This window comes from Streptomyces sp. NBC_01296 (assembly GCF_035984415.1).
GTDB lineage: Bacteria > Actinomycetota > Actinomycetes > Streptomycetales > Streptomycetaceae > Streptomyces.
This window is the reverse complement of sequence record NZ_CP130720.1, coordinates 565,625-592,559: the sequence shown is the minus strand read 5'-3', so window position 1 is coordinate 592,559 and position 26,935 is coordinate 565,625. Positions and strand designations below refer to the sequence as shown.

24 protein-coding genes and 1 pseudogene are annotated in these 26,935 nt (G+C 73.4%); 16 read left to right on the top strand and 9 right to left on the bottom strand.

Going from position 1 to position 26,935, the window contains the following annotated elements:
- Positions 1-75: 75 nt before the first annotated feature.
- The 3 genes and pseudogenes from OG299_RS02880 (at position 76) to OG299_RS02875 (ending at position 2,814) form a co-directional block, all read left to right on the top strand.
- The gene (locus tag OG299_RS02880; RefSeq protein ID WP_327360326.1) at positions 76-1,446 is read left to right on the top strand and encodes a hypothetical protein; all 1,371 of its coding nucleotides are present in this window, start codon (positions 76-78) and stop codon (positions 1,444-1,446) included.
- A gap of 471 nt (positions 1,447-1,917) precedes the next feature.
- Positions 1,918-2,184, top strand: a pseudogene (locus OG299_RS42650) (hypothetical protein); the annotation flags it as partial.
- Entirely contained in the window at positions 2,170-2,814 is a 645-nt protein-coding gene (locus OG299_RS02875) for an RlpA-like double-psi beta-barrel domain-containing protein (protein WP_442817577.1), read from the top strand. The pseudogene OG299_RS42650 and the gene OG299_RS02875, both read left to right, overlap by 15 nt.
- An 87-nt stretch (positions 2,815-2,901) precedes the next feature.
- On the opposite strand, the gene OG299_RS02870 is transcribed toward OG299_RS02875, so the two are convergent.
- The 6 genes from OG299_RS02870 to OG299_RS02845 all read right to left on the bottom strand — a co-directional run bounded on the left by OG299_RS02870 (position 2,902) and on the right by OG299_RS02845 (position 13,007).
- Positions 2,902-4,758: a thiopeptide-type bacteriocin biosynthesis protein gene (locus OG299_RS02870; protein ID WP_327360324.1), complete on the bottom strand. Its 1,857-nt coding sequence runs from the start codon at positions 4,756-4,758 to the stop codon at positions 2,902-2,904.
- Positions 4,759-4,768: 10 nt separating this feature from the next.
- Complete coding sequence (locus OG299_RS02865; RefSeq protein WP_327360323.1) at positions 4,769-6,754, bottom strand: TOMM precursor leader peptide-binding protein; 1,986 nt, start codon at positions 6,752-6,754, stop codon at positions 4,769-4,771.
- Complete coding sequence (locus OG299_RS02860) at positions 6,751-8,562, bottom strand: hypothetical protein (RefSeq protein WP_327360322.1); 1,812 nt, start codon at positions 8,560-8,562, stop codon at positions 6,751-6,753. The genes OG299_RS02865 and OG299_RS02860 overlap by 4 nt, the downstream gene beginning before the upstream one ends.
- Positions 8,559-9,734, bottom strand: a complete 1,176-nt coding sequence (locus OG299_RS02855) for a hypothetical protein (protein ID WP_327360321.1) — start codon at positions 9,732-9,734, stop codon at positions 8,559-8,561. Before OG299_RS02855 ends, OG299_RS02860 begins: the two co-directional genes overlap by 4 nt.
- Positions 9,735-9,862: 128 nt before the next feature.
- On the bottom strand, positions 9,863-12,658 hold the full coding sequence (locus OG299_RS02850) for a lantibiotic dehydratase (protein ID WP_327360320.1): 2,796 nt from the start codon (positions 12,656-12,658) through the stop codon (positions 9,863-9,865).
- 157 nt (positions 12,659-12,815) lie between these two features.
- Positions 12,816-13,007 carry a thiazolylpeptide-type bacteriocin gene (locus tag OG299_RS02845; protein WP_327360319.1) on the bottom strand — a complete coding sequence of 64 codons (192 nt, stop codon included), beginning with the start codon at positions 13,005-13,007 and terminating at the stop codon, positions 12,816-12,818.
- Positions 13,008-13,335: 328 nt separating this feature from the next.
- Between OG299_RS02845 and OG299_RS02840 the strand changes: the two genes are divergently transcribed.
- The 3 genes from OG299_RS02840 (at position 13,336) to OG299_RS02830 (ending at position 16,012) form a co-directional block, all read left to right on the top strand.
- Positions 13,336-13,890: a YbaK/EbsC family protein gene (locus OG299_RS02840; protein WP_327360318.1), complete on the top strand. Its 555-nt coding sequence runs from the start codon at positions 13,336-13,338 to the stop codon at positions 13,888-13,890.
- Positions 13,891-14,055: 165 nt separating this feature from the next.
- Entirely contained in the window at positions 14,056-15,003 is a 948-nt protein-coding gene (locus OG299_RS02835; protein WP_327360317.1) for an ion transporter, read from the top strand.
- 286 nt (positions 15,004-15,289) lie between these two features.
- Complete coding sequence (locus OG299_RS02830) at positions 15,290-16,012, top strand: MIP/aquaporin family protein (RefSeq protein WP_327360316.1); 723 nt, start codon at positions 15,290-15,292, stop codon at positions 16,010-16,012.
- On the opposite strand, the gene OG299_RS02825 is transcribed toward OG299_RS02830, so the two are convergent.
- Together OG299_RS02825 and OG299_RS02820 are read right to left on the bottom strand one after the other, a co-directional pair.
- Positions 15,994-16,260: a hypothetical protein gene (locus tag OG299_RS02825; RefSeq protein WP_442817478.1), complete on the bottom strand. Its 267-nt coding sequence runs from the start codon at positions 16,258-16,260 to the stop codon at positions 15,994-15,996. The two genes, OG299_RS02830 and OG299_RS02825, sit on opposite strands and share 19 nt — an antisense overlap.
- 187 nt (positions 16,261-16,447) lie before the next feature.
- The gene (locus OG299_RS02820) at positions 16,448-16,801 is read right to left on the bottom strand and encodes a carboxymuconolactone decarboxylase (protein WP_327360315.1); all 354 of its coding nucleotides are present in this window, start codon (positions 16,799-16,801) and stop codon (positions 16,448-16,450) included.
- A gap of 157 nt (positions 16,802-16,958) precedes the next feature.
- Between OG299_RS02820 and OG299_RS42645 the strand changes: the two genes are divergently transcribed.
- From OG299_RS42645 to OG299_RS02770, 10 genes are all read left to right on the top strand, one after another.
- Positions 16,959-17,537, top strand: a complete 579-nt coding sequence (locus OG299_RS42645) for a three-helix bundle dimerization domain-containing protein (RefSeq protein WP_442817477.1) — start codon at positions 16,959-16,961, stop codon at positions 17,535-17,537.
- A complete protein-coding gene (locus tag OG299_RS02810; RefSeq protein ID WP_399849558.1) occupies positions 17,464-17,862 on the top strand; it encodes an SHOCT domain-containing protein in 399 nt (132 codons plus the stop codon). The genes OG299_RS42645 and OG299_RS02810 overlap by 74 nt, the downstream gene beginning before the upstream one ends.
- A 102-nt stretch (positions 17,863-17,964) precedes the next feature.
- A complete protein-coding gene (locus tag OG299_RS02805; RefSeq protein ID WP_327360312.1) occupies positions 17,965-18,609 on the top strand; it encodes a dihydrofolate reductase family protein in 645 nt (214 codons plus the stop codon).
- A 212-nt stretch (positions 18,610-18,821) separates the two neighbouring features.
- Positions 18,822-19,334, top strand: coding sequence for a hypothetical protein (locus OG299_RS02800; RefSeq protein WP_327360311.1), 513 nt, complete (start codon positions 18,822-18,824; stop codon positions 19,332-19,334).
- A 401-nt stretch (positions 19,335-19,735) separates the two neighbouring features.
- Complete coding sequence (locus OG299_RS02795) at positions 19,736-20,179, top strand: aggregation-promoting factor C-terminal-like domain-containing protein (RefSeq protein WP_266635480.1); 444 nt, start codon at positions 19,736-19,738, stop codon at positions 20,177-20,179.
- A 154-nt stretch (positions 20,180-20,333) separates the two neighbouring features.
- Positions 20,334-20,780, top strand: coding sequence for a GntR family transcriptional regulator (locus tag OG299_RS02790; RefSeq protein WP_327360310.1), 447 nt, complete (start codon positions 20,334-20,336; stop codon positions 20,778-20,780).
- A complete protein-coding gene (locus tag OG299_RS02785) occupies positions 20,777-21,646 on the top strand; it encodes an ABC transporter ATP-binding protein (RefSeq protein ID WP_327360309.1) in 870 nt (289 codons plus the stop codon). Before OG299_RS02790 ends, OG299_RS02785 begins: the two co-directional genes overlap by 4 nt.
- A complete protein-coding gene (locus OG299_RS02780; protein WP_327360308.1) occupies positions 21,643-22,524 on the top strand; it encodes an ABC-2 membrane transporter-related protein in 882 nt (293 codons plus the stop codon). Before OG299_RS02785 ends, OG299_RS02780 begins: the two co-directional genes overlap by 4 nt.
- A gap of 181 nt (positions 22,525-22,705) precedes the next feature.
- Complete coding sequence (locus tag OG299_RS02775) at positions 22,706-23,923, top strand: serine hydrolase domain-containing protein (protein ID WP_327360307.1); 1,218 nt, start codon at positions 22,706-22,708, stop codon at positions 23,921-23,923.
- 325 nt (positions 23,924-24,248) lie between these two features.
- Complete coding sequence (locus tag OG299_RS02770) at positions 24,249-25,562, top strand: NHL repeat-containing protein (RefSeq protein ID WP_327360306.1); 1,314 nt, start codon at positions 24,249-24,251, stop codon at positions 25,560-25,562.
- Positions 25,563-25,675: 113 nt separating this feature from the next.
- Here OG299_RS02770 and OG299_RS02765 read toward each other — a convergent pair whose 3' ends face one another.
- Positions 25,676-26,680 (bottom strand): FUSC family protein, encoded by a 1,005-nt coding sequence (locus tag OG299_RS02765; RefSeq protein ID WP_327360305.1) that lies wholly within the window; start codon positions 26,678-26,680, stop codon positions 25,676-25,678.
- Between the last annotated feature and the right edge of the window lie 255 nt (positions 26,681-26,935).

Sequence of the window (26,935 nt, the reverse complement as noted above, 5' to 3'; positions counted from 1 at the left end):
GGTCGGGACGGTTCGCCCGCGTGCCGCGCGGAACGCGGGCCGTCCGGCCCGCGGCCCTGCAGGCAGGAAGGCAGCATGGCGATCGAAGGCGCCGCCCCCGGGTGGCAGAGCGGCACGGCACCGGAGTTCGGCGCGGACGCTCCGTCGGCCAAGGCCGTGGAGTGCGCGGAACGGGCGGGCGAAGAGCTCGCCGCGGCGGGGACGGCCGTCTCCGTCCGCCTGTTGGGGTGGGGCTTCGCCCTCCGCCTCGACCAGCGGGCGGCCGACCACCTCGCGCCACCCGACGGCAGCGGGCCCGTCAGCGGTTTCCCCGGCCTGGTGGAGGAAGCGCTCGCCGGCTCCCTGCCCGCGGCCCTCGCCGAAGCCGTCGGCGCGGGGCTGGGCGGACGCGCCGAACAGATCCGGTCGGCCGCCCGGGGCGCCGGGTGCGAGCTGGTCTCGCCGTGGGCCGCGCCCACCCTCCTCGCGCCCGTGGCCCTCGACGCGCCGCCCCGCGAGAGCGGCCTGTGGTTCAGCGTGTTCGAGCCGGGCGCGGGCTGGGGGGCCGACGTGCAGTTCACGGCCCGCTACGCCTCCGAAACACCCGCCCTCGCCGTCTTCCGCGATGACCTGTACTGCGTCTACCAGGGCCGGGGCGACGACCCCGGCCTGTGGTGGACCGCGCACCGATCGGACGGCAGCCGGTCCGAGGATCAGCCGTTCCCCGGTCACCACACCCTGGGCAGCCCGGCCCTGGCCGTGTTCCAGAACCGGCTGTACTGCGCGCACCGCGGCGGCTCGGGCGACTGGGGCATGGCGCTGACCTCGTACGACGGTGGTACCTGGTCGCCGGACCGGCCGGTCCCCGACGCCGAGAGCGTCTACGGCCCGGCGCTGGCCGTCTTCCACGACGCGCTCCACCTCGCCTACGCCGACGCCGCCCAGCGGATCATGGTCACCACGAGCCGGGACGGCCGCAGCTGGACCACCCCCGAACCCGTTCCCGGCTGCGCCACCACGAGGTCCCCGGCGCTCGCCGTGTACGACGGCAGTCTGCACCTGCTGTACGGCAACCCCAAGGACGGGGCGATCCACTGGACCTGGCTGCGCGGCACCACCTGGACCTCCGAGGGCGCCCTGCCCGGGCACCGCACCCGGAGCAACATCGGCCTCGCCGTCTTCGACGGCAAGCTGATGTGCGTCCACCGCGACCCCGCCCGCCAGCAGCTGTGGTGGTCCGCCTTCGACGGCGCCGGGTGGAGCACGGACACCGAGATGCCGGGGCACAGCAGCAAGTACGGTCCGGCGTTGGCCGTGCACCGGGACCGGAACGGCACCCGCGACCAGCTCCTGTGCGTGCACCGGGGCCACGCCCAGCGCTTCGTCACCGCGACCGGGAAGGTGTTGACCGACGAGGATCCGGCGGGGCTGCACGAACTCGACGATCCGGCTTCCGCCGCCGACTGAGAGCGGGCTCCGCACGGCCAACGCGGCATGGCAACCGGGGCCCGGCGAAGGCCGCTCCGCGTCTCGGCAGTCGCGGCCGGGCAGGCTTAAGGGCAGATCAACTGAACCTTAAAGGTGCCTGTGGTCTCCTCGCCCCGCGCCGGTCCAGACGGTCGGTGTGAGCGCCGCACACACCTCACCCTCATCGGCATGGGGGTTGTGACCTGCTTCTTTGGCGTAACCCATGATCCACGAGCTCGGCGGTATGCCCCCCGTGCAGCGCTCCGAACCTCCTCGCCGCTTGATTTATCAGGCGCTGACAGGACTGAACTTTGCCCGCGATCTCGGCCGTATGCAGGACGTGGGGTGGGACAGCGTCCATCGGATCGAGGAGTGCCAATGTCCAGGAAACGGACTATGAGTCTCAAGAAGAAGGTCGTGTTCTCCGTCGTCGCGGGAGCCCTCGCGACCGGAGGGATCGTCGCCACGATGGCGGCCGGCAACGCCGCGGTCCCCAACGTCGTATGTCCGGGGTCGACGGTGACGTTGTCGGGTGAGGGGGGTGCGCCGGCGGCGAGCAGTGGGACGTTCCCGGTGGGGACGAAGCTGAAGGTGACCAATTTGGACAACGGTCAGGCGACGACGGTGACGGTGAACGGTCCGTCGGGGAGTTGTGTCCTGCTGAACAATGCGGCGTTCGAGAAGGTTCGGGAGCCGGGGAAGAACCTGATCCGGCGGGCACGTATCGAGCGGGTGGGCGGTGGCAATGAGGCGCCGGCGGGTGCGGCGGGTGCGGCCGGTGCGGCTGCTGTGCAGGTGCCGCCGGCGACGGGGGAGGTGGTGTGTCCGGGGTCGACGGTGACGTTGTCGGGTGAGGGGGGTGCGCCGGCGGCGAGCAGTGGGACGTTCCCGGTGGGGACGAAGTTGAAGGTGACGAATCTGGACAACGGTCAGGCGACGACGGTGACGGTGAACGGTCCGTCGGGGAGTTGTGTCCTGCTGAACAATGCGGCGTTCGAGAAGGTTCGGGAACCGGGGAAGAACTTGATCCGGCGGGCACGTATCGAGCGGGTGGGCGGTGGCAATGAGGCGCCGGCGGGTGCGGCCGGTGCGGCTGCTGTGCAGGTGCCGCCGGCGACGGGGGAGGTGGTGTGTCCGGGGTCGACGGTGACGTTGTCGGGTGAGGGGGGTGCGCCGGCGGCGAGCAGTGGGACGTTCCCGGTGGGGACGAAGCTGAAGGTGACGAACCTGGACAACGGTCAGGCGACGACGGTGACGGTGAACGGCCCGTCAGGCAGCTGTGCTCTGCTGAACAACGCGGCGTTCGAGAAGGTCCGGGAGCCGGGCAAGAACCTGATCCGGCGGGCACGCATCGAACGCGTGAGCTGAGCCGCCAGAGCCGAGTCAGCGCCACCGGAGCCACGGCGCGGGCACGGGGTTCACCCCGTCCCCGCCGCGGCTCCGGTTCCCTCCCGACTACGCCGCAGGCCGGGGCGCCGGCCCGGGGGCCAGGCGTCCGAGCGGCAGTAGGTACTGGATCGGCTCGTCGAGGTCGTCCAGGCCCAGCAGCTCGTGCGCCAGGTCGTCGTGCAGGCCACCGAGCGGAATCGTGGCCAGCCCGAACGCGCCGGCCGTGAGCTGGAGGGTCTGCGCCAGGTGCCCGGCCTCCAGCAGGCCCAGCCGCAGCGCCCGCAGCCCGTAGCGGCGGCGGAGCAGCCCCAGGTCCAGGTGGACCGCCAGTACGGCCGGTGCCTCGTCGATCCCCACGGAGTCCGGGTCGTCGGCCGGGCGCGAGAGGTACGAGGACAACGCCTTGAGCCCGCCGAGGTCCGGCGCGGGTCCGAGGGCGACCAGCGACCGCCGCTCCGGCATGCAGTGGTAGGTGCCGGGGGCCAGTCCCGTCACCGCGAGCGCCAGGAGCCGTACCCGGACGCTGTAGAGGGCGCCTGCGCTCGGGTACGGGCGGTGGTGCAGGGTGCGCTCCGTGCCGTCGGGCAGAGGCCGCCGGGACACATGGCTCGGGGCGTGGGCGTGCCACAGCACCCCGCCCAGCTCCTCCGCGGTGAGCGGCCCCCGCAGCGCCCCGCGCGCCGAACTGCGCCGGCGCAGCGCCTCGGCGAGGGGCAGATCCGGCAACGAGGCCGCGGGGAGCGCCCGTTCGGCCTCGGGCCGTCGGTGCTCGGACGGGATGCCGGGCTGCTCGATGCTCCGCACGGCGGTGTCCTGGGCACGACCGATCTGGAACTTGCTCTGCTCCAGGTACTGGTAGTCGGCCGCGCGCGGGCCGGCACCGAAGAAGCCGTCCTCGTCCCCCGTCTCCAGCAGGGCGCGGCCCGCGAGCCGGCAGACGGCCCGTTCCTCGTCGGGGGAGACCCCCAACCGGTTGAACAGCATGTGGAGTTGTGAGGCCCACACCCACAGCCGGCGGTGCGCCCGCACCGGCGCGTCCGGCCGGTCCGCGGGGAGTACGGCGGTACGCAACCGGGCGTCGGCCGCTCGCACCTGCCCGGTCCACTCCGCCAGCCAGGGAGCGGCGGAGCCCTCGTCCAGCCCGGCGCGCACCGCCCGAGCCCGCCGCCCCAGGTTCGTACGCTGGGCCGCGAACACCGTGTTGACCCGGGTGTGGACGGCGGCTCCGGGCAGCGGCCGCGCCTCGGCGGCCCAGCGCCAGGACGCGGCGTGCCGGCGCAGCCAGCCCGCCGAGGCCAGTTCGTCCAGGCCCAGGGCGTACGCCGTGGCGTGGGCGAGGTCCAGGGCGAGCCGCAGCCGGTCGGCCCGGTCGGGCACGGCGCGCAGGGCGGCGACGGCCGCGCGCGTCGAGTGCACGAACACCTCCTCGGCCACCGGGAGCGCGGCCGGCCCGCCGTAGCGCTCGGTCTCCGGCTCGTACGGCGCCGCGCGCACCTCCCCGTGCCGACCGGGCCAGGGGCCGGTGACGGGGGTGGTGCCCGCGGCCAACAGGGCCAGCTCCGCGGCGAGTTCGACCGCGTCCTCGGCCGCATCCGCGGCAGGCTCTGCGCCGCGGAACCTGATCCGCAGGTGGGGTCCGCCCTCGTGGTAGCGGATGAAGAACCAGGCGCCGCCGCTCGGCCCGTACCCGCCGTTCGGCCCGTACCCGCCGTTCGGCCCGTACCCGCCGCTCGGCCCGTACCGGCTGTCCATCAGCGGGGCGAGCGCCCCGGTGACGAAGGCATCGGTGTCCGCTCCGTCGGTGTGCAGGGTCAGGTGCAGGCTCTGCCAGTCTCCCGCCGGAGCCGGTGCGGGGGCCGCCGTCCTAGCGGCGTGCGCTTCCGCCCGCACGGGGGACGCGGACGCGTAAGGCTGTTCGGTCATCGGATCGTCCTCACGGGAACGGGTGCGGGTACAGGGGGAGTTCGTCGTGGCGCAGCGGACGGGCGGTGCGCCCCAGCCGGTGGGGCACCTCCAGAAGCCGGGGCAGCCCGAGCGTGCGGCGGTTGACGTGGCCGAAAGTCATCGGGAGGGTGCCGGGCACGATCACCTTGGCGCAGTGCAGCCCCAGCCGGTCCCGGATCCCGGGCTCGTCCTGCGTCACGACGACCACCTCCAGCCCCTGGGCGGCCAGTCGCGCGACCGTCTCCGTCAGCAGCCGGGTGAGGTCGGCCACGGGCCAGGGAGCGCCCGGCCACCGTTCCTGCCAGCGGACCTCCCGTACGTCGGCGAACAGGAACTCCAGCCGGGGCTGTGCCTCCGGCAGGGTGTTCAGGCCCACGTGGTCGTCGAGATCGACCACCAGCTCGGGCCGCCGGAGCATGGGGCGCAGCCGCTCCGGGTCGCGCGCCCCGCCCGGACCGGTCGGCCGGTGCACGGCGTCCTGGACGTTGGTGACGACCTCCGCCACCGCCGAGCGGATCGCGGCGCGCGGATCGTGGTGGGCTCCGGCGGCCAGGAAGGTGCGGGGAGCGTCCGGGTGACTCCCCTCGTAGCGGCAGAGCGCGACCACCGCCGGGATGCCGAGGTCGTTGGTGGCGTCCAGCAGACGCAGCCGGTAACCCATCAGCGCGGCGCGCGAGGCCAGGGCGGTCACCAGCGGGTCGTCGTCGGGCAAGGCAATGCCGGGCAGCGGCGTGCGCGCGTACCACGCCATCAGGAAGGCGTCCCGTTCCGCCACCTCGAACAGCCCGTAGAGCGCGGCCTCCTGGGGGCTGTTCCCGAGTCCGCAGCCGTTCGAGGACTCGTAGACCACCCGCGCCCGGGCAGGGTCCGGCGCAAGATCCCAGTACGCCACGTGCTCGGGCACCGCCCGGGCCCGGCCCTCGGTGAGCGACCAGCCGTACACCCAGTCCAGCTCCAGGTCCGCGTCGTACGGGACGGTCCGGGCGGCAGGGTGCCCCCGGTGGGCCGGGTCGGGCAGACCGAGCCGGGCGGGGTCCACGGCAGCGTCCGGGCCCAGCTCGGCGAAGGATGCGCGCAGGACGGTACGGCGGCCCAGCGGGCGCATGCCGGCCAGCCGTTCCACACCCTCGAACAGCGCCACCCGCTCGCTGGAGCGGAAATCGGCGGAGCGCCCGTAGCCCCCGTCGTCGAGCAGCCGGCCGTCCGTCACCCAGGCGGTGGTGAGGGCGAAGGCGGAGTCCTCCGTGCGGAACAGCCGGCGCACCGGGCCGAACCGCTCGTCGTGCAGCTCGGCCCGCAACCGGTCCGCTCCCGTACGGTCGTTGGCGCCGCGCAGCACTGCGGGGTCGGGCAGCGGCTGCGGCGTGTCCGGAAACCCGGCCGCGGTGGGGGAGTCGGCCGGCAGCGGGCGGCACACCGGGCAGCCGCCGACCGGGCGGACGTGATGGGTGGACCAGGTGGCCCGGTGCCCCTGGACGATGTGGACGGTGGGCGGCGCCCCCGCCTCCGCGGCGGGTCCGGGCTCCAGCAGGGCGGCAGCGAGCAGCAGGGCCGCGTCCGACATGGCCGGCGTACCGGTGCCGCCGAGCGCCAGCCGGGGGCTCTGCCAGGGCACCCTGCCGCCCGCGGTGGCCAGTCGCCGGTACTCGGTGCACGACAGGCACGCCCGCGCCCCGGGCTCCAGGACGGGGCCGATCACGGTCAGCGCTCCGTCCTCGCGTACCGGCACCAGCCGCACGGGACGCGCCGACGCGTGGCGGCTGAGCCGCTCCGCGAGCTCCAGCGTCCACGAGGTGAGGTGGACGATGGCGGCGCCGCCGGTGGTCTTCAGCGCCGCAGCCGGATCCAGGACGGGTACGGGTACGGGGCCGGCGGCGGTGGCCACCACCGTGGCCTCGGTAGCAGTGGCCTCGGCAGCAGTGGCCTCGGCATCCGCAGTCTCGGCAGCCGTCGCGTTCGTCCTGTACCCGCTCATCGGGCTCCTCCCCACCCGGCCAGAACGCTGAATCCGCAGGCGTGCAGGGCAGCCAGGACCGGCCCCGCGGATCCGGCCGCTCCGCTGCCGGCGAGGTCCGCCTCACCCGGCTGCCAGGGTTCGGGGTGCAGCCCGGTCAGCCGGGCCAGCGCCGCGCACAACTCAGGCTCCCGGCGTGCGATTCCGGCCAGCCAGCGGTCGGTCCATCCCTCGTCCGTCCAGGCCGCCGGCTCGACTCCCGCAACGGCGAGCGGAGCCTCGGCCCCGCTGAACGCGGTGTGCACGGCCCCGGCCGGACCGTGCTCGGCGGCCATGGCCCGGGTCACCGCGCCGAGCGCGGCGAGGGCCGCAGCGTCGGCGGGTGTGGCCTCCACGGCACGGGCGGCCACTCCTGCAGGCCCGGTCAGGCCCGCGGGGTCCCGTACGACGGCCAGGTAGGCCTGCTCCGCGGGGAACCGGTGAACCGTCATCTCCATCGGAAGCCCCAGATGCCGCGTCAGCACGGTCCACCAGTGGCGGGCCTGCGGATGGTCGCGCCATTCCTCCTCGCGCAGTGCGCGGTCGGGGCCGCAGGAAGCCGCGGCGGCGAGGGCGGCTCGGCGCAGGGCCCGTCCCAGGGCGTGTCCGGGTCCGGCGCCGACCGTCACCGGGCCCGGTATCCGTTCGTCCAGGTGCAGTTCCGCCGCACGGCACGCCGCGGAGAGCCGGGCCAGGTCCGTCCGGGGAGCCCCGGCCACCAGCGGCCCGGCCACCGAGCTGCAGGCCGCGAGCGCGGCGGGCAACTGGGGCAGACCGCCTGGCAGCGGTGCGTCGAGCACGCCCAGGTACGGATCACCCAGTGCCCCGACGCCACGCAGTGCATCGGCCAGGTCGGCGACAGGGGCGGGGGAGAGGGACGCGGGGTCGGCGGGCCCGGTGACCCAGGGACGGTAGGACGCGTGCGGGGGCCGGGCCAGGGCGACCAGTACGGCGGGCCGGTCCTGGAGCAGTTGTGGGTCCTCGTCCCGACCGGCCGGATCGGGCAGTCCGGCCGCGGCACACAGCAGCCGCTGCGCTGCGGCGCCGGCCAGCAGGGCCGTCAGCACCGCCGATGCCCCGGCTGTCGGCCCGGCGGGCGCAGAGCCGGTGTCCGGGGAGCCGACGTCCGTGGAGCCGGTGTCGGCGTGCAGGCGTACGGCGATCGACTCGGCGTCCGCGCGCGCCCGTTCCGGTTCGGCGGGGGCTGTGACGAAGCCGCCGTCGGCGGTACGGGCCACGGCCACGGCCACCGGCGGAGTGCCCGCGACCGCCACCACGCGGTCGGCCGGCAGGCCCGTGTCGCGGTACACCTCCGGCGGGGTCCCCGCGCGGCCCAGGACGCCGATCAACGCCGCGGCGAGCGGCCCGCCGGGATCGGCTGCCGCGACCACGGGCCGGGTGGCGGCCAGGGCCGCGGCCGCGAGCGCGGGCCGGTGCGTGGAGGCTCCCAGCCAGGCCGGCGGTTCGGCCGCTCCTGCCGGGTACTCGGCGAGCAGATCGTGCGCGTGCAGCTGCCCGGTCAGCGCGTGCAGCGCGGCCTCGACCCGGGGATCGGCCGGATCGAGGCGGGGCCGGCCGATTCCCGGGTCGACGCCGTAAGCCTCTTCGCCGGGGCCGTCCCCGGGCCCCCGGCCGAGCCGCTCGGACAGCAGCTCCCACAGGGCGGGCAGAGCCCTGCTTCCTTCGAGCGTCACGCTCCCGTCCCGGCCGCGCAGGTGCAGACCGCTGCGCAGCGGGGTGACCGCCACTCCGGGCCGCAGCCGCAGGCGCGCCGGTTCGGCGGCGGTCACGGCGTCCCCTCCACGGCGGCGATGACCTCGTCGAGGCGCGTCTGCCACCGATGCCCGGTGAGTTCCGGCACGCTCCGTACGACGAGGTGGGCGGCGAGGTAGCGCTCCACGGGCCGGACATCGCAGATGGTGAGGAGCCGGTACAGCCCGTTCGTACAGGCCCGGTGGACCAGGTAGTCGGGGCGGCTCCACATCGTGCCCTGCGGGTCCGAGCGGTGCAGCTGCCGGTGGAACTCGCTGTACCGGGTGCGCGCCTCCCGGTCCCAGCGCTCGACGGTGGCCGGGTCGCCCAGCGCCGCGGCCCGGTCCTGGTACTCCGTACGCACCCCGGTGAGGTCCGCGCCCGCCTTGAACCGCTGCTCCGCGATCCGCCAGGCCTGGGCGGACCAGTCCGCCCAGGCCCGCTCCCGGCCGGCCGCACCGCCGCCCGCGATCCGGCCGACCAGCGCGGAGATCCGCCCGCCCGCGGCGTCCCAGCGGCGGTCGAAGGCCGCCCGCAGCCGCCCGTCGCGGTCCTCTTGGACGAGGAAGTCCTCCAGGTGGGAGACGTACGAGTAGTGGCCGCCGACCAGTCCTTCGGGGTGCGCGGCCGCATGGGCCGCGAGGGCCGCCACGACGAGCTCGACCCGGGCGGCGGACGTGTCCGCGCGCTCGCCGAGGAACGCGGTGCCCGCCTCGAGGGCGGGCAGGCCCAGCGCCAGCAGGTCCTCGCGCAGCCGCACCCCGTCCGGGCCGATCAGCGCCTCCAGGGGGGACAGGTCCACCGGCTCCACCCGTACGGTGTTGTCGGGCACGAGCGGACCGTACGGGGGCGGGACCAGCTCCGCCCGCCCCGCCGCCGCGGCCTGCGCCAGCAGGCGCTCCCCGTCGGCGGCGGCCCGTGACGGGTGCGTGGCCACGTGGGCGCGCAGCCCGGCGGCGGTGCGCTCGGCCGTGGCGGCCACCGCATCGGGGAGGCCGCGCAGGCGCAGCAGCAGGTGCGGGCCGTGCAGCCAGTGGCGTTCGACGTGAGCGGTCAGCCCGTCCGCGGCGGCCCGGCGGGCGAGGGGCAGTACGGCTTCGCGCAAGAGCGGTGCCTTGACCGGCTCGTAGTGGCGGACGACCACGTCAAGGGCCGTGGCGGCACTCGAGGCGGGCCGGGCGGTGTCCGGGCCGGTGGCCGGGGCGTTCATGGGTGCCTCCTCGGCGGATGACGGGCGGGGCGGCGGTGGGGCCGCCGGGACAGGCGGCCGGAACGGCGCGGGGGACACGGGCGGTACGGGGGACACGGGCGGTATGGGCGGCACGGGCGGCACCGGGTTCAGCCCGACCGGGCGGTGCGTGCAGGCCGGTAGGTCTCGGCGATGAGCTCCACGGCACGCGCAGGGCGGCTGCGGCCGCCGAAGACGGGCAGCGCCTCCTCCAGCACCACGCCGCGCGGATGGCGGGCCAGCCAGCCGGACAGGCAGCGCAGGTGCAGGGCGCTGCCCAGGTCGAGGGCCTGCGGCTTCGGCGCGCGCAGACTCCGTACGAAGTCCTCGGCGGGCCGCCCGGCAGGCGGCTCCGGCACCGGGTGCAGGAACACCTGCTCGGGCAGCCCCAGCAGGGCCCGCCAACGGGCCGCCGCCGCGGCCGGGATCTCGCCGGGGTCGGCCGCGAGCTCGGCGCGGAGCGCGGCCAGTACCCCTTCGGGCAGGTGCCAGCGCCGCCGGGCGAGCACCACATGGGCGTGGCGCAGCCGGGGGGTTCGCTGCACCTCCCCGCCGGGCACGGCCAGGGTGTGGCGGGGGAGGAGCCGCCGGAAGTCCACGACGCCGGCCGGATGGTCGCAGAGGAACGGCGCGAGGCGCTGCGGCAGCATGACCGGGGCCAGGAAGCCGAGGTAGAGGACGTCGAGGGGTTCGCCGGTGGCCCGTAGCCGAAGCCGGAGCTGGTCGCAGGCCCGGTCGTGGACCAACTCCACATCGGCCTCGGCGAGCGCGCTCCGGTACCGGTCGGGGCCGATCTCCTCGCCGACCAGCAGCGGATGGAGATTGGCGTTGAAGCCGCCCACCGGCCGGATCTGGGCGGCCCGGGCGCCGTCGCCGAGACCGCGGCGGATCTCGCGGGCCACCTCGGCGGCGGCGCCGTGGGGCAGGTCGTCCAGGAAGCGGCTGGTGAAACGGCCCCAGCCGCCGTAGACGTGGTTGACGCAGAGCAGGCCGCCGGGCTCGGTGCCCTCCTGGCGGTCGGCCGGTGACGGAGCGGGTTCCGCCTGCCGCCTGACGGCGGCCGGGACCGCGGCTTGGACGAACCAGGAGTAACTGAGCGGACGGGCGGCGGTCCAGCCGGGCAGCCGGGCGGCGAGCCCGCGGACCTGCTCGGAGGGCAGGACGACCTCCTCGGCCCAGCCGCCGGGCGCGGACGCCGCGGCGGCCCGTGTCCGCCGGACGAACTCCTCGCGCAGGCCGGCCAGTTCGGCCAGCTCGCCGGAAAGGCCCGGATCGCCGGACGGCCGGACGGCGAGGCGTGCGGCCTCCTCCCATGCGGCGGCGGTGTCGGCGCCGAACTCCCAGGGGGCCGGGCAGGTTCCACCGCGCCCGTAGCGGGAGACGAAGCGCTCCAGTGCGGCCCGCCGCATCAGGTGCCCGAGGTCGAACAGTTCGGCCAGGGCCGTCAGTTCGCCGAGCGCAGCCCGGTCGGGACCGGTCAGCCGGCCGACGGGGGCCAGGTCGCCGGTCCGCGCCCCGGCCCGGCCGGACCCCGCGGTGGCGGTACGGATGCCCGAAGCCGCAGGGCCGGATGCGGATTGCGCCGTCGGGTGTCCGGCGGCGACTGCGCCGTTGGCGATCACGTCCTCGGAGAGCACGTTCAGCGGGGCGGCATCGGCCGGCACGGGCCGGCCGGCGTCGGCCAGAAGGCGGCGCCAGCGGTCCGCCAGATCGGCGAGCAGGGCGGGCCGCCCCTCGGCCCGGGCGTTCGCGAACCCGGCGGTGTCGGCGGCGATCCGGTCGATCCGGTCGGTCAGGGCCGCGTCCTCGGGCCACTGGCGCAACCAGTCGGCCAGCGCACGCAACGGGTGCGGGTGCTGGGGGTCGACGGGCTCCACCGGCACCAGCAGCCCGCCGTCGGTGAGTTGGCCGAGGAAGCGCCGGACGGCGGGGTCCGTACGGGGGCGCCCGAGGGCCGGAGTGAGTCGGGCCGCCAGCTCGTCGAGGGTCGCCGGCGCGGCCGCGAGTGCGTCGAGCGCGGTCAGGGCCGGGCGGGCTGCGAGCTCGATCGTCTCTTCGTGGGTGATGAGGTAACGGCCGCCCGCGAACAGCGTGCGCGCCCGGGTGTACAGGGCCCGGCCGTCGATGGTGGGTCGCGCACTGCTGGTCATGCGATGGGCGAGCACGCGCCGGCGGCGCGGTTCGTCCAACAGCGCGGCGACGAGCGCCTCGACGAGGGTCCGGTGCTCCCGCACCACGGACCGCAGCGGCGGCAGCGGCTCCGGGCCGCCCGGTTCACCGCCGGACCACCCCACGGCGGTGAACCAGGACAGCGGACTGGTCTTCGTACTGGCACGCAGGGCATGCCGCAGCACCGAGGGCTCCTCCTTGCGGGCCCTGCGCCCGCCTTCGTCCCGGGCGGCCCGGGACACCGCGCGCAGCAGGTCGGCGCTGGTGAGCGCAACGGCCCGGGTGAAGCCGGGGGAGCGGCACAGTTCCGCGAGGGCGGAGCGCTCTGCGGTCAGGGCGTCGGGGACGGCCGCGGCCAGATCCGTCAGGAGTGTGTCGCGGAGCTCGCGCAGGTCCAGCCAGGTGCCGAGCCGGGGCACCCGCGCCGGCAGCTCGTCGAGGCGGGCCAGCACGGCGGGGCGGGGGGTGCGGCCGTTGTGCAGCGCCCGGCGCAGCGGGAGCACCACGTGGCGGTGGAACTCCTCGTCGTGCCCTGGCCGGGAGGCGAAGAGGTCGTCGCACAGGGCCGGACGCAGGGCGTCCTCCTGCGCCGCGAGGGCGGAGAGCCGGTCGAGCAGGGTCCGTACCCGGGCGGCTTCCTCCGGCTGTGCAGGGTGCGCCGTCACCGTGGTGCGGACCAGCGCGTACGGCGCGGTCCCGGCGGGCGGCTCCGCGGGAGGGCGAGCGGTCCCCGACACGGGCGCGACGTGTTGCGGTGCGACGGGCTGGGCGGGGTGCGGCAAGGCGGGCTCCCGTGGTGCGGTCTGGGCCTGTGAGCTGTCCTCCGGCTCGAGCCGCAGCCCGTGCGGCCGGCCCGGGTGGGCCGGCCGCACGGGAGCGGCCGGTTCACAGCCGTCAGACGACGGGCGTCTCCACCTGCGGCTGGGCGCAGGAGGACGAGCCCTGGCAGGAGCACGAGCCCCATGAGGCGCCGTTCTCGGGCAGTGCGGCGGTGTCGCTCAGCGCGGTGACGGTCAGTTCGCTGAGGTCGAGGTCGAGGTCCAGATCGAGGTGGTCGTACCCGGTGGTGGCAGAGGTTTCGGACATGCGGATTTCCTCTCGTTGGTGAGGGGTTGCGGAACCGCGAAGACGGCGTCGGCTGGCCGGCGCCCGCGGCCGACGGGCGGAGTGCCCCGGGGGAACAGACGGTTCGTGGTCGGGAGCATCCGTATGAGCGTCGTGGTGCAGCACGAGTCTGTGCGCGTCACGGACCGACGGCAACTGCACGTGTCATGTCGGCCTGTTGCCCCGTCCTGGTCCGTGACGTCACTGCAGGCCACCGGCCTCCAGCCGGTGGCCGAGCCGACGGTGCCCGCCCGGCCGCTCCGGCCCGTCACGGCCGACCCGGCGGTCGGCCGGGCGCACAATGACACGCATGCGCGCACCCATCGGATCCTTCGACAACGCCCGCCCGGCGGCGGACTGCCTGGCCGAACTCACCGGACCGGTGGCCGAGGCGGTCCGCGCCTGGCACGGCACCGTCCCGGCCGAGGACATCGTGTACGTCGACACCGACCCGGCCATCGCGGACACCGCCGCCTTCGTCGAGCACTACGGGCAGGAACTCCTCGCGCAGTCGGCGAACTGCGTGATCGTCTCCGCCAAGCGCGGTGGCGAGTCCACGCTGGCCGCGTGTCTGGTCCCCTCCGGAGCCCGTGCCGACGTCAACGGCGTGGTGCGCCGTCGCCTCTGCGCCCGCAAGGTGTCCTTCGCTTCGATGGACACCGCGGTGCAGCTCAGCGGCATGGAGTACGGCGGCATCACCCCCATCGGCCTGCCGTCGGACTGGCCGTTGCTGGTGGACTCCGCCTTGGTGGGGCTGCCGTACGTACTGGTCGGCAGCGGCCGCCGCCGCGGCAAGCTGATCGTTCCCGGGAAGCTGTTCGCTGAACTCCCGGGCGCTGACGTCATCGAAGCCCTCGCCGCCTGACCGGTTGCTCCGGCTCCCCGATCGGGCGATGTGTCGGGCCGGGGCGTCTCGAATCCGGCCGTACGGCGTTACACGACGCGGAGCTTGATCAAAGTCTCGGCGTCCGCCGGGGCGGGCAGCGATACGACGTGCGGCCGGGGCGCCGGCGGCCGGCAAGGGAGCAAGATGCGAGACCTCATCGAGGCGTACGGCGGTCGCCGAAGGCTTGCCGCGGGCTGCCGTCGCGTATGCGAGAAGCCCGCGTTCTCGCTCGGCGTCATCTCGGTGATCCTCCTCAACGCCGTGCTGCTGGGCGTCGAGACGTACAGCGGACTGTCCGTCGAGTACGGGGTCGCTCTCCATTCGGCCGAACGGTTCTGCGTCGCGGCGTTCAGCCTCGAGATGCTGATCCGCCTGGGCGCGCACATCGACAGGCCGAAAGCTTTCTTCCGTGACCCGTGGAACGTGTTCGACCTGTTGGTGGTCTCTTCGGCCTTCGTCCCGTTCCTGCGGGAGAACACCACCCTGTTGCGCCTCTTGCGTCTGGCGCGAGTGCTGCGTACCGCGCAGTTCATGCCGCAGCTGCGGGTCCTGCTCGTCGCCGTCGGCCGTAGCCTGCCCGGAACGGTCAGCTTCCTGTTCGTGGGCGCCCTGATCCTCTACGTCTACGCGATGATCGGCTGGATCTGCTTCGCCGGACATGACCCGCAGCACTACGGTTCCCTCGGCCGGGCCGGGCTGACGCTGTTCCTGCTGATGACGCTGGAAGGCCTGGGCGACGCCGTTCATGCCGGGCTGGCGGTCTCCCCGTTCAGCATCCTCTACTACGCCTCGTACGTGCTCCTCGCCTCCTTCGTCCTGGTCAACGTGCTGATCGGTGTCGTCCTCAACGCCCTGGAAGAGGCGCGCGAGATGGAAGAGGCGGCGAACCGGGCCGAGCAGGTGCCGGCATGGCAGTCCGCGGGGCACGCGGGGCCTGAGGTCCCGGAGGGCGCGGACGAACTGCTGCTGCGGATCGCGGCGGTCCGCAGCGCCCTCGACGACATGGAGGCCCGGCTCGACCCCTCGGGCGGATCGGCGCCCGTCACGACCGCGTCCCCCTCCCCGGCCAGGGAATCGGTCGGCGCGCGGTAGGCGGGCGCCGAAGGGCGGGCGCCACCGGTCACGGTGCCGGGGCCGCCGCGGTCAACGCTCGTCGGCCGGCGTCATCCATACCGCTGGATTCGTCCGCGCCCCGGCCCTGCACGTCGGCGTGTACTGGCACCGTGCGGCCCTGGAGTGCCGCACGCTTCCTGCACGCGCAACCGAGCGCCGAAGCCGCCTGACAACTTACGGAGGACCCATGAGCGGAGGCGAGATGTCCAGGTCCGGTCCCCAGGCCGCTTCACCCGGAACACAGACGGGTTTCGGCCGGGCGCCCGTGCAATCCGAGCCTGAACGCCGCGGTCACCCCCTGTACGAGTTCGCCCTGACCGCGATGCTGATGTTCGCCGTGGTCACGGTCATCCGCTGGGTTCTCGATCCGGCCTCCCCACTCGCCCTTGCGAACGTCCACCTGGCCCTCCTCCTGGTGGGTGCGCTGGCCGGGGCGCTCGTCTTCGGGCTGTTCCGCTCCCCGTGGGGGCGGCGTTCGGGTGCGCACATGAATCCCGCGATCACGCTCGCGCTGTGGCTGCTGAGGGCCTTCCCCGGCCGGGGCGTGGCAGCGTACGTCGTCGCGCAGCTGTGCGGGTCGGTGGCCGGGACGGCCCTGGCCCGCCTGGCCTGGGGGCCGGCGGTCGGGCGGGTCGGCTACGGTGCGGCGGCCGCGGCGCCGTCGTGGAACGGCTGGGCCGTCTTCGCGGCCGAGGGCGGCTGCCTGGTCGTCGTCACCCTGATGATCGGCTTCTTCCTCGTGCACCCGGCCCACGCACGATGGTTCCCCTGGGCCCTGGCGGTTCTCATCTGCGCGATCATTGCCGTTCTGGGCCCCCTCAGCGGCGGCGCCGCCAACCCGGCCCGCCAGTTCGGACCCGCGCTGATGTCAGGAACCACCGCCGGCCTGTGGATCTACGTCGTGGCACCCGCCCTCGGCGCCGCCCTGGGCGCTGCCGCCCACCACCTGATCCTGCGGGGCGGTGCACGTCATCGCGCCGAGGCGTAACCGAGGAAGAGTGCCTCGACGAGGGCCATGGTGCGGATCTCGCTCGGATCGACGCCCGCGGGTACGAGGTACAGGAACACGCAGGCCAGGCCGTACACCGCCATGGTCGGCGCCGAGCGCAGGCTGGCGACGGAGGCCGTCGTCATCATCGGGAGGGTCACCCACGTGAGCGTGGGGCTGCCGGTTTTGGTCGCCGTGGCCTTCGCCGCCTGGCCCTGCGGGAGATCGTCCGGAACGGGAACATCCATGGCGCTCAAGTGGGCGTCCGGGTCGACAGGGCCGATCCCCCAGACTCGTCCGTGCTCCCGTAGCGGGCGACCCGGGTACGGCCATCCGGGGGAACACGACGGAGCGCAGTGACGCACCGGTGCGTCACTGCGCTCCTGCCTTGCCGTGCCCTGCCTGCCGCCCGGTGTGCCCTCCGGTGGACCGGAACTACTTGCTGCGACTCTCGGCCTCGGCGTTGGCTATGGCTTCCGCTTCGGTTTCGGCCAGTGCAATGGCGACGCCGAATGCCTGAGCGATGTGGCTCGCGGCCGACATGACGCGTGCGGTGCCCACGACGGGGGCGATCGCGACGAGTACGTCCTGCAGCTGTTCGACGGTGAAGTCGGCCTTGACCGCGGGGTTGATGTGGGCCAGGTAGGAGATGGCCGGTGCGTCCATGGCCACGAGGGCGGCGATGCGGGTGGTGATGAGTGTCTTCTCGTCCATGTTGCAGTGCTCCATGGAGTCGACGGTCATCGCGGCGAGCGTGTCGAGAACGGGGGCGTCAGACCTGGTGGCCATATCGGAACCGCCTTTCGCTGCTGAACTGAGCCGGACGCGCCGCACGCTGACCGCAGGATGTGGAGCGTGCCGGCGGGTTGCCGTATCAGGGTAGGCGTCCCCCGAGGCCTGCGCCCGTCGGGCTGCGCGGGCGAACGGCGGCTGTCAGGGCGCTCCGATGGCGAGCCTGCCCCGGGCCGCAGCCCCTCGTACGCGCCCGTGCACGGGCGCGTACGAGGGGAGCACCGTGACCGTGATGTCCGGCGCGTCCGGGATGCCGTCGGCGTACCAGGGTGTTGGCTGCGGTGTGCAGCTGCGCCTCGGCGTGATGGCCGGATGCCGACCGGAGCCGGGGGATGCACCATGGTCGGTACGGAAGGGCGCATCTCCCTTGGATCGGACGAAGAGGAGGGTGTCGAGCGGGTCGCCGAGAGGCTCAGGATCACCTCTTGCGGCCGGCGCCCCCACTGATCAGGTGGATGCCGCGGTGCGTGCGGCGATGGATCACTTCAAGGACAGCAATGTCCGCGACTTCGTGCCCGTGCTCGTCGAGCGCCGTGCCTGCGCCGCCCTCGGAGCGGCGGACCGGCCGGATGGGACGGGTGCCCGCCCACGTGGAGGGGCGCATGACCACTCAGGTGTACCTCGCGTACGACTTCCCGCTGCTGAGCGTCTTCTGGACCATGCTGGTGTTGGCCCTCTGGATCTTGTGGTTCTTCCTGCTCTTCAGGATCATCTTCGACATCTTCCGCGATGACGAATTGGGCGGCTGGGCCAAGGCCGGCTGGCTGGCCTTCGTCATCCTGCTGCCGTTCCTCGGCGTCTTCGTCTACCTCATCGCCCGGGGCAAGAGCATGGGCTACAGGGAACTGGCCCAGGCGCGCGCCCAACAAAAGGAGTTCGACACCTACGTCCGTGAGACCGCCGGTGCACCCCGGCCCAGCAGCACTGAGGAACTGGCCAAGCTGTCCGACATGCGGGCGCGCGGCGACATCACGGACGAGGAATTCCGCCGGGCCAAGGCGCTGGTCTTGACCGACGACGCCCCAGAAGACCAGGCTCGCGGGCATCTCGCCGGGTAGGGATCCGTCGGCAGCGGCTCGATTTCCGACCAGTTGCGGACGCAGCGATGAGTTTGCCCGGCGCGGGGAGTCTCACCACTGCCGACTACACAGGAGGAACACGTGGCGCAGCTGCTGAGGGTCCAGAACTTCAACGTCTCGAGTGACGGAATCGGTGCCGGTGAGGACCAGAGCCTTGAACGTCCGTTCGGCCATGTCGCTCCCGAGAAGCTGTTCGCTTGGGCCGGCGCCACGGCGAGCTGGCCCATGCGCACGGACCCCGGGGGGAGCCGGGGCCTCGACGACTACTTCACGCGGGACTACGCGCGCAACATCGGTGCCGAGATCATGGGCCGCAACAAGTTCGGTCCCCAGCGCGGGCCTTGGCGCGACGACGAGTGGCGCGGCTGGTGGGGCGATGAGCCCCCGTTCCACACCCCGGTGTTCGTCATGACCCACCACAAGCGTGCTTCGTTCACGCTTTCCGACACCACGTTCCACTTCGTCGACGATGACCCGGCCGCCGTCCTCGAACGGGCCCGTGAGGCCGCGCAGGGCAAGGACGTCCGCCTCGGCGGCGGGGCCACCACCATCCGGGAGTTCCTCGACGCCGACCTCGTCGACACCATGCATGTGGCCGTCTCGCCGGTGAAGCTCGGGTCCGGAGTGCGGCTCTGGAAGTCCCCCGATGAGCTGCTCGACCGGTTCCACCTGGACGTCGTGCCCAGCCCGAGCGGCGTGACGCACCACTTGTTCTGGCGAAAGTGACCGGCCCTCGGGTCGACCCGGCGCCCTGACCCCCGCTGCTCCCCCTCCGACCGGTCGGACCGGGAGGACCCGGGCGGGGGCCCGGCAAGAACCGGATGAGAAGGCCGAGGCGCCGGCAGGGGTTAGCCTGTCGCCTGCTGCCGGGCAGTTGGCTCGGGCGGCGGGTTACACGGGTGTGGGGGACAGATGTGAGCGGGTTCGGGCGTGGGGCCGTGTGGGCGGCAGCTGTCGGGGTCGCCGTGGTCGTGGGCACCCTTGTCGTCGGCGGGGTCGTCCTGGCTGCGGGCGACGAGGTCACCGGGGACGGCTGGGTGCGGGAGCCCGGGGCCGCGAAGGGCCCGGCTCGCGCCGGGGGAGACCCCTCGCGCGGCGCGGTCGCGGCGGAACTCGCGGCCGCGGCCACCGCCGCAGGGCTCACCCCGGGTGGGGCCACCCTCGCCGAGCAGGGGGAGCTCGCCGACTGCATCGCGGACTGGAGCGGCGACGGCCCTGCCGATGAAACCCGGCTCGCCGCTCTCGAGGCTGCCTTGGTCGAACGCGGCTGGCGGGTTACGGCCCGGCACGGCGAGCCCGTGCCGGCGGTGGCGCTGACCAGCGGCTCCTGGCGCCTTGAGTTCACCAACGGCGGCCTCGTCGAGACCCTCTGCCTGGTGGCCAAGCGCTCCGGCCGGACCTGCGACGAAGCCTTCCGCCGCGCCGAGGCGACCCGGGGGCCGAGAGGCTAGTCCGTCCAGTACGACCCCATGCTGCAGCGGCGGGCACGGAAGGCAGCCCTCGAACCGCCGGTTTCCTTCGATCTCGAGGTGGTGCCGGTATCCGGCCGGTCTCTCAGAGGGGTACGGGCGGTCACGTTCGGTGAGGTTCGGGTGTTCTGGGGGTGAGCCGTCCCATAGGGCGCACGTCACACACGAAGCGGGGTAGTAGCCCCCGTAGGGGTTGATTCCGGTCCCTTGTGTGCCGGTTTGGGGGTGGGGGTGGTGGGCTGCGAGGGTGGCTAGTAGGTGGGGTCGTTGCCAGGGGGTGGGGGTGTGGGTAGAACTGGATGTGTCGCCGGGCGGCCCGGGTGGTTCACCCGCCGCTGTCGATCCCCTCTCTTGTGTGTGAGTGGCTCTCGCATGTCTTCGGCATGTGGCGATCGTCCTTGTTCCCGTCGGAAGGTTCGTCCGTGTCCCACGCTGTCATCCGCCGCATCGCCGCTTCGAAGAAGACCCTCGCGGGTGCCGTCGTCGCCCTTGGTGTCGCCGGTTCCATGCTTGCCACGGTTCCCGCCCAGGCGGCCCCGACGAGCGCGAAGGCGATCGCCCAGCAGATGATCAAGGACCCGGCGCAGTTCGCGGCGTTCAACAACATCGTTTCGCGTGAGAGCGGCTGGAACCACACGGCCACGAACGCCTCCTCGGGTGCCTATGGCCTGGTCCAGGCGCTGCCGGCCTCGAAGATGGCTTCGGCGGGTGCGGACTGGAAGACCAACCCGGCCACCCAGATCAAGTGGGGCCTGGACTACATGAACTCCCGCTACGGCAGCCCCGTCGGCGCCTGGGACTTCTGGCAGACCCACCACTGGTACTAAGCCACCAGCAGGTAGAGCAGACGCACGCAAACGCCCGGCCGGGACCTCCCGGCCGGGCGTCCTTGCGTATCCCTCACGTCGGTCATCGGTTGACAGGGACACCTCCCACAGGCACCCTTTCACTAGTTGATTAGTGAAAGGGTGGTGGAACGGTGTGATCGAATACCGCATCGACCGTCGCAGCGGCGTTGCCACCTACCTCCAGCTCGTCCATCAGACCAAACACGCCCTGCGCCTGGGCCTGTTGGAGCCCGGCGACCGGCTCCCGACGGCCCGGGAGGTGGTCGAGGCCCTCGCGATCAACCCGAACACCGTGCTCAAGGCCTACCGGGAACTGGAACGCGAAGGGCTCGTCGCGGGCCGCCGCGGACTGGGCACCTTCGTGCGCCGGAGCCTGGGCGAGGGGCGGGCCACCGACGCCCGGTTGCGCTCCGAGCTCACCACGTGGATGGCTCAGGCGCGGGCGGAGGGGCTGGAGAAGGACGACATCACCGCGCTGTTCACCGCCGTGCTCGAGACCCTCGACGCCGAACAGTACGGCCCCGGCGCCCCGGACAGCCCGCGCCGCACGATTCAGACCGACCAGGGGGACGAAGGATGACTGTGACGATCGAAGCACACGGCGTCGGACGGAAGTTCCGGCGCGGCTGGGCACTGCGCGACTGCTCCTTACGGCTGCCCGCCGGCCGGGTCTGCGCCCTCGTGGGCCCCAACGGTGCAGGCAAGTCAACCCTGTTGGAGCTGGCCGCCGGAGTGCTGAAGCCCACCGAAGGGTCACTGCGGGCCCCCGCTCGCGAGCACATCGCCTACGTGGCCCAGGACAAGCCGCTCTACCCGCAGCTCACGGTCGCCGAGACGCTGCGCATGGGAGCCGAACTCAACCCCGCCCGCTGGGACGCGCAGGCTGCCGCCGCGGCCGTCGAGGGCGGAAACCTGAGTCCGGGAAGGCGCATCAGGTCACTCTCCGGCGGCCAGCGCACCCGCGTCGCCCTCGCCCTGGCCCTCGGCAAACGCCCCGACCTGATGCTCCTCGACGAGCCCATGGCCGACCTCGACCCCCTCGCCCGCCGCGAACTCATGGGCCTCCTCATGGCGACGGCGGCGGAGCGGGGCACCACGGTCCTGATGTCGTCGCACATCCTCACCGAGCTGGAGGACGCCTGCGACCACCTCCTCCTGCTGGACGCGGGCAGGGTCCGGCTCGCCGGAAGCATCGAGGACCTCCTCGCCGCCCACACCCTCGTCACCGGCCGGGTATGCGATCTGGCTCCCCACACCGTGGTCTCCGCCCGGACCACCGGCCGTCAGCTCACCGCGCTCCTGCGCCACGAAGGACCCGTCGACAACACTGCCTGGCAGTGCGTCGAACCCACCCTGGAGGAGCTGTTGCTCGGCCACCTGCGCGCGCCGGACGCCCCGGCCCTGCTCACCGGGATGGGGTCGTCCGCGGAGGTGGCGGCCGCATGAGCGCCCTCAGCACCCTCGCCCTGCGCGGACCGCTCTGGGTCGACGCCCGCCTTCACCGGCTGACCCTGTGGACGGGCGTCGCCCTGCTCGCCCTCGCAGCAGCCGCTCTCCCGGCCGCCCGCTGGTACGTCGACGGTCTTGGCGCTGACCTCACGGCCAGCGGTTGCAAGGTCGAGAAGATCGTCCCCGGTTGCGGAATCCCAGTCCGCCACTACCTCAGCGTGAGTCTCTACTTCAACCGCCTGTTCTTCTTGACCTCCTGGCTGCTGACCGTCCTCCCGGTCCTCCTCGGAGCGTTTGTCGCCGGCCCGGTGGTCGGGCGCGAGCTGGAGTCGGGCACGTACCGGCTCCAGTGGACCCAGTCGGTCACGCCCGGCCGCTGGCTCGCGGGAAAGGTGCTGCTCCCGGCGGCCGGCGCGCTGCTCGTCCTGCCTGCGTCCGTCCTCGTACAAGGGTGGGCCCTGAGCACCACGCTCCACTCGTGGTATCCCGTCGAGTGGTACCAGAACACCGTCTACCCGACGGTCGGGCCCGTGGCCGTCGCCTACGCCCTCTTCGCCATCGCCGTGGGCGCACTGGCCGGCCTGCTCCTGCGCCGTACCGTCGCGGGCATGGCCGCGGCCGTGGGAGCGACAGCGGGCACGATCATCGTCCTCGCTCTGCTGCGGCCCCATCTGTGGCCCACCGCCGACAGCGCCGCGTCTTCGGCCCATCCCTGGGACCTTTCGACGGCCACGGCCTCCGGGGTGACGGACGTGCGGTACCACCCGGAAGCCCACTTCTGGCCGCTCCAGCTGGTCGAGGGCGGCATCGTACTGATCCTCGCGGCGGCCGCCACCGGCGCCGCATTCGCGGTACTGCGTCGCAGGCACGCTTGACCCCGTCGGTCAAGGAATCGATCAGTCCGCCGGGCTCCGGCTCCGGCCTCCCGCGGGCCGAGGTCCAAGCCGCTCCGCAGCGGGTCTCGACGGCCCCCTCACAGGGGCGGCCTTCATCCGGCCCGGCGGTCAAGCGCCGCCCGCCGGGCCGGGTGCCCGCTGCGCAGCCATACTGGGGAACGTGAGGCGTTCTCGAACGGCGTGCGTCTGCGTTGCCGGTCTGGTCGCCGCGGTCCTGCCACTCGGCGTGGGGACCGCCCCGGCCGCGGCCGTCGCCGAACCCGCGCGGAAGTGTGTCAGCTCTCCGGAGCCCCAGGCGGCCTCGGGCCAGGCGGCCCGCGTCCTCGACATCGCCCGCGCCGCACAGCGGGAGTTCGGGCTCAACTCGGTCGTCTTCCGCGTGACCTCGGGGGAGCGGAACATCGTCACCGGAGCGCTCGGCACATCGATGACCGGAGTCCCCGCCGACCCCTCCATGCACTTCCGTACCGGCTCGGTCGGCATCGTCTACATGGCCACCGCACTGCTCCAGCTCGTCGACGAGGGCCAGGTGGGCCTCGACGACCCCATCTCACGGTGGCTGCCGGACGTCCCCCACGCCGACGAGATAACCCTGCGCATGCTGGGCAGTTCCACCTCGGGCATCCACGACTACGTCACCGACCCGGTGTTCCTCAAGGAGATCGAGGCCAAGCCCTTCCGCCAGTGGACCCCGGCGGACACCCTGGCCATCACCAGCAGCCACCCGCTCTGGTACGAGCCGGGCACCAGCTTCAGCTACTCCCACGAGAACTTCCAGCTGCTCGGCGCCGCCCTCGCGAAGATCACCGGCAAGCCGCTCGACCAGGTGCTCCAGGACCTCGTGATCAGCCCGCTCGGACTGCACGAGACGACGAACTCCGCGACCCCCGAGATCCCGGCCCCGGCCCTGCACGCCTTCACCTCGGAACGCGGTACCTACGAGGAGTCGAGTTACTGGAACCCCTCGTGGACCACCGCCCCGGGCGCGGTCCTCACCGGGGACATCTGCGACCTGGCCACTTCCGCCCGCGGCATCGGCACGGGATCCCTGCTGTCGAAGGCGTCCTTCCGCACCCAGCTGAACCCAGGCACGGTCGGCCTGGGCACCCCGACCAAGCAGTGCCCCGCCCCGTACTGCCGGAAGAACACCGAGGCCCTCCACTTCGGATTCGGTGTCCTGGTCCTGCGCGACTGGATCGCGACGAACCCGTCCTTCTCCGGCTACGCGGCCGTCTCCGCCTACCTGCCGGCGCAGCAGCTCTCGATCGCGGTCTCCGTGACCAAGGGCCCCTCTTCCCCCGCGGGCAACTCCGCCTCCACGGTGGCCGAACGCATCGCGAAGGACCTCGCTCCCGACCACCCGCTCACCCTCGGCTGAGGCCGTCGGCCGTCGGCTGCGGTCGCGGCTGCGCGAGCGGGTTCCCGAACGACCCCGGGAGTACACCGGCCGGTGATCCGCCAGGCATGCGAAGCGAGGGCCAGCGCCGCACACTCGGTCACCGGTGCCCGCGTACGGTCCCGTACGGCTCGCGGCCCCCGGACCCGGCTCCCGGCGAGGGCGGGCACCTGTGCCAACTGGCCCAAGCCCTGGACCGTGCAGGCGATCTCCCGGCCCTGACTGCCACCGCTTCGGGCTGACGCATCGTCACCTTCTTCTTGTGCCGCGTAGTCCCGGCACCTCGTGCCCGCCCAAGGAGAGGCCCATGTCCCGACTCTCACGCCTGGCCGCCACCGCCACGGTCGCCGCCCTCACCCTGCTCGTATCAGGCCCGGCATCGGCCGGCGAGCCGACCATCTCCGATCCGCGCGTGGTCGCGTACTTCGACTTCACCACGGGAGAGGCGCCGGAGAACATCGCACTGGAACCCGACGGCTCGGCGAACCTGACCCTCGCCTCCGCCAGGCAGGTCGTCCGCGTCGGCAAGCAGGGGGAGGTCCTTCCCGTCGCGACCCTGCCCGCCGTGACGAACCCGCACACGCCCATCCTCGGCGCGGCCGTGGTCATGGGAATCGTGCGCGCCCACGACGGCACCCTGTACGTCAACTACGCCACCGGAACGAGCGAGACCGGCATCTGGCGCATCGGGCCCCACGGCGCCGCGCCCGCCCAGATCGCGCAGCTTCCGGTCGACGGGCTCCCCAACGGCCTCGCCCTCGACGAGGAGCGGGGCGTGTTCTATGTGGCCGACACGGCACGCGGAATCGTCTGGCGCGTCCCGCAGGCGGGCGGCACACCCACGGCCTGGGCCACGGGGACCGCGCTCGAGCCCCTCCCCGAGGCCGACGGCTTCCAGGCCGGCGCCAACGGCATCAAGGTCCACAACGGCGATGTGTGGGTGTCCAACACCGACCGCAAGACGCTGCTGCGGATCCCCGTACGGCATGACGGGTCCGCCGGCACGATCGAGACCAGGGCGACCGGACTCGACTGGATCGACGACTTCGCCTTCACCGGGCACGACGACACGGTCCTCGCCACGCTGACCATGGCCAACCAAGTCGCACTCGTGCACCCCGACGGCACCCACGAGATCGTCCTCACCGAGCGGGACGGGCTGTCCAATCCGACGGCCGTGGCGGTGCGCGACAAGCGGGACGAGCACGACAAGCGAGACGAGCACAACAAGCGCGATGACCGAGGCGAGCGCGGCGAGGGCGATCACCGCGACGAGAGCGATGGCCGCGGCGAGCGTGACGACCGCGGCGAGCGTGAAGACCGTCATGACCGCGATGACCGAGATCGCCGCGACGACGGCGACAAGCATGACGAAGGCGATCGCCGCGACGACGGCGACAAGCATGACGAAGGCGATCGCCGCGACGACGGCGACAAGCATGACGAAGGCGATCACCGCGACGACGGCGACAAGCATGACGAAGGCGATCACCGCGACGACGGCGACAAGCGCGACGCGTACGCCAAGACCGTCTACGTGACGAGCGCGTCCTACTTCGCCACCCAGAAGGACCCGAACCTCCTCCTGGGCCGCCTCCACGAGGGCAACGACCAGCCCTGACGCGTACGGTGATGCCGGCTTGCGGCGGCCTTCCCCGGGCTCATCGAGGCCGGCCGCCAGGACCACGATCTGCAGCAGGTGTCCGCCTCTGACGACGTCCACCCCGACGGCGCCTACCCCGCATGGTCGCCGAGTGCCTCGTGGGTGAGGTGGAGCCCGGCGCGCAGGACCGCGTCGTGGCGGGTGGGGTGGGCGGCCCGGTGTGCTGCGTCCAGGGCGCGAGCCCGGCGCAGCGTGGCGGAACAGTCCGCTCCGCGCAGCGCCTCGTCGAGGGCGCGGGACGTGGCCCGGACGAGGGGGGCCAGATCGCGTACGGCCGCGTCCGGTTCGGCGGCGTCGCGGGCCCGGTCCGTCAGTTCGCCGGTGAAGAACTGGAGGGTGAGCGCGGTACGACCGGCCAGGTGCAGCCGGGGCCGGAGGCCGGCCAGGCGCGCGGAGTCGGTCCGCTTCAGCGGCACGAGCCGCAGGCGCGCGAGGGTCCCGTCGAGTGAGGCGGCCAGCGCGTGCGGGCGCTGCCAGAACACGTCGGCGCCGGGCTGGGCGGGGGCGGGCTGCTCGAGGGCGGCCCGAGCGGCGATGCCGTCGAGGAGCGCGTACAGGTCGGTCCGGTACGCGTCCAGTTCGTCCCGCGCCGCGCGGTAGGGGTCGGGCGGCCACAGGAGGGGACCGAGGAGAGCCACGACCGCGATGCCGATCGCGCTCTCCTCCAGCCTGGCCAACGGGTATCCCGGGGCCGCGGTGGCGTAGATCATCAGCGCCGAGACCAGGACCTGCTGGTTGGGGGCGCCGCTGCCGCCCAACAGGTACATGCCTGCGCAGCCGCAGAGCAGCATGAGCAGGAACGAGGCGGAGGAGACGGGCAGCCAGTGCAGGACGGCCACGCCGACGAGCACGCCCGCCATGACTCCCGCCATCCGCTCCAGGGCCAGCCGGGGCGCGGCGAAGACGTCCTCGCGCAGGATCAGGACGGCCGGCAGGGCGGCGGGCACCGGTGCGAAGCTGGTGCCGAGCCAGACGCACAAGCCCCAGGGAACGGCGGCGCACACGACCAGACGGGCGGCCGGCCCCAGCCGCGCGGCGAACCGGTGTCCTGTCCGAGAAGCCGAAACCGCAGGCATGCCGAACATCGTAGGGGGACGGCGGGGCGCAGGGCCCCAGGGCCAAGGGGTGTCGGTCCCCGAAGATCGACCGGGGAAGAAGGCGGCTTCGGCGGGCCCCGATGCGCGCGGGTGGCGAGCGGGCCGTCCGGGGGCGAGGCCCTGCCCCGGCGGCGGGACGCGGACCGGCCCCGCACTGGGCCAGGCGCCTGAAATGCGTCTCTCCGCGGGTCGCAAAGCCTCGGGGGCGGCAGCGCGCACCAGGATGAATGCGAT

Bases quoted from the DNA above. Each gene is read 5' to 3' on its own strand.
- OG299_RS02880 (WP_327360326.1), top strand. From the start codon at position 76: ATGGCGATCGAAGGCGCCGCCCCCGGGTGGCAGAGCGGCACGGCACCG.
- OG299_RS02870 (WP_327360324.1), bottom strand. From the start codon at position 4,758: ATGACCGAACAGCCTTACGCGTCCGCGTCCCCCGTGCGGGCGGAAGCG.
- OG299_RS02865 (WP_327360323.1), bottom strand. From the start codon at position 6,754: ATGAGCGGGTACAGGACGAACGCGACGGCTGCCGAGACTGCGGATGCC.
- OG299_RS02855 (WP_327360321.1), bottom strand. From the start codon at position 9,734: ATGAACGCCCCGGCCACCGGCCCGGACACCGCCCGGCCCGCCTCGAGT.
- OG299_RS02845 (WP_327360319.1), bottom strand. From the start codon at position 13,007: ATGTCCGAAACCTCTGCCACCACCGGGTACGACCACCTCGATCTGGAC.
- OG299_RS02840 (WP_327360318.1), top strand. From the start codon at position 13,336: ATGCGCGCACCCATCGGATCCTTCGACAACGCCCGCCCGGCGGCGGAC.
- OG299_RS02835 (WP_327360317.1), top strand. From the start codon at position 14,056: ATGCGAGACCTCATCGAGGCGTACGGCGGTCGCCGAAGGCTTGCCGCG.
- OG299_RS02825 (WP_442817478.1), bottom strand. From the start codon at position 16,260: ATGGATGTTCCCGTTCCGGACGATCTCCCGCAGGGCCAGGCGGCGAAG.
- OG299_RS02820 (WP_327360315.1), bottom strand. From the start codon at position 16,801: ATGGCCACCAGGTCTGACGCCCCCGTTCTCGACACGCTCGCCGCGATG.
- OG299_RS42645 (WP_442817477.1), top strand. From the start codon at position 16,959: ATGGCGAGCCTGCCCCGGGCCGCAGCCCCTCGTACGCGCCCGTGCACG.
- OG299_RS02810 (WP_399849558.1), top strand. From the start codon at position 17,464: ATGCTGGTGTTGGCCCTCTGGATCTTGTGGTTCTTCCTGCTCTTCAGG.
- OG299_RS02795 (WP_266635480.1), top strand. From the start codon at position 19,736: ATGTGGCGATCGTCCTTGTTCCCGTCGGAAGGTTCGTCCGTGTCCCAC.
- OG299_RS02785 (WP_327360309.1), top strand. From the start codon at position 20,777: ATGACTGTGACGATCGAAGCACACGGCGTCGGACGGAAGTTCCGGCGC.
- OG299_RS02780 (WP_327360308.1), top strand. From the start codon at position 21,643: ATGAGCGCCCTCAGCACCCTCGCCCTGCGCGGACCGCTCTGGGTCGAC.
- OG299_RS02770 (WP_327360306.1), top strand. From the start codon at position 24,249: ATGTCCCGACTCTCACGCCTGGCCGCCACCGCCACGGTCGCCGCCCTC.
- OG299_RS02765 (WP_327360305.1), bottom strand. From the start codon at position 26,680: ATGCCTGCGGTTTCGGCTTCTCGGACAGGACACCGGTTCGCCGCGCGG.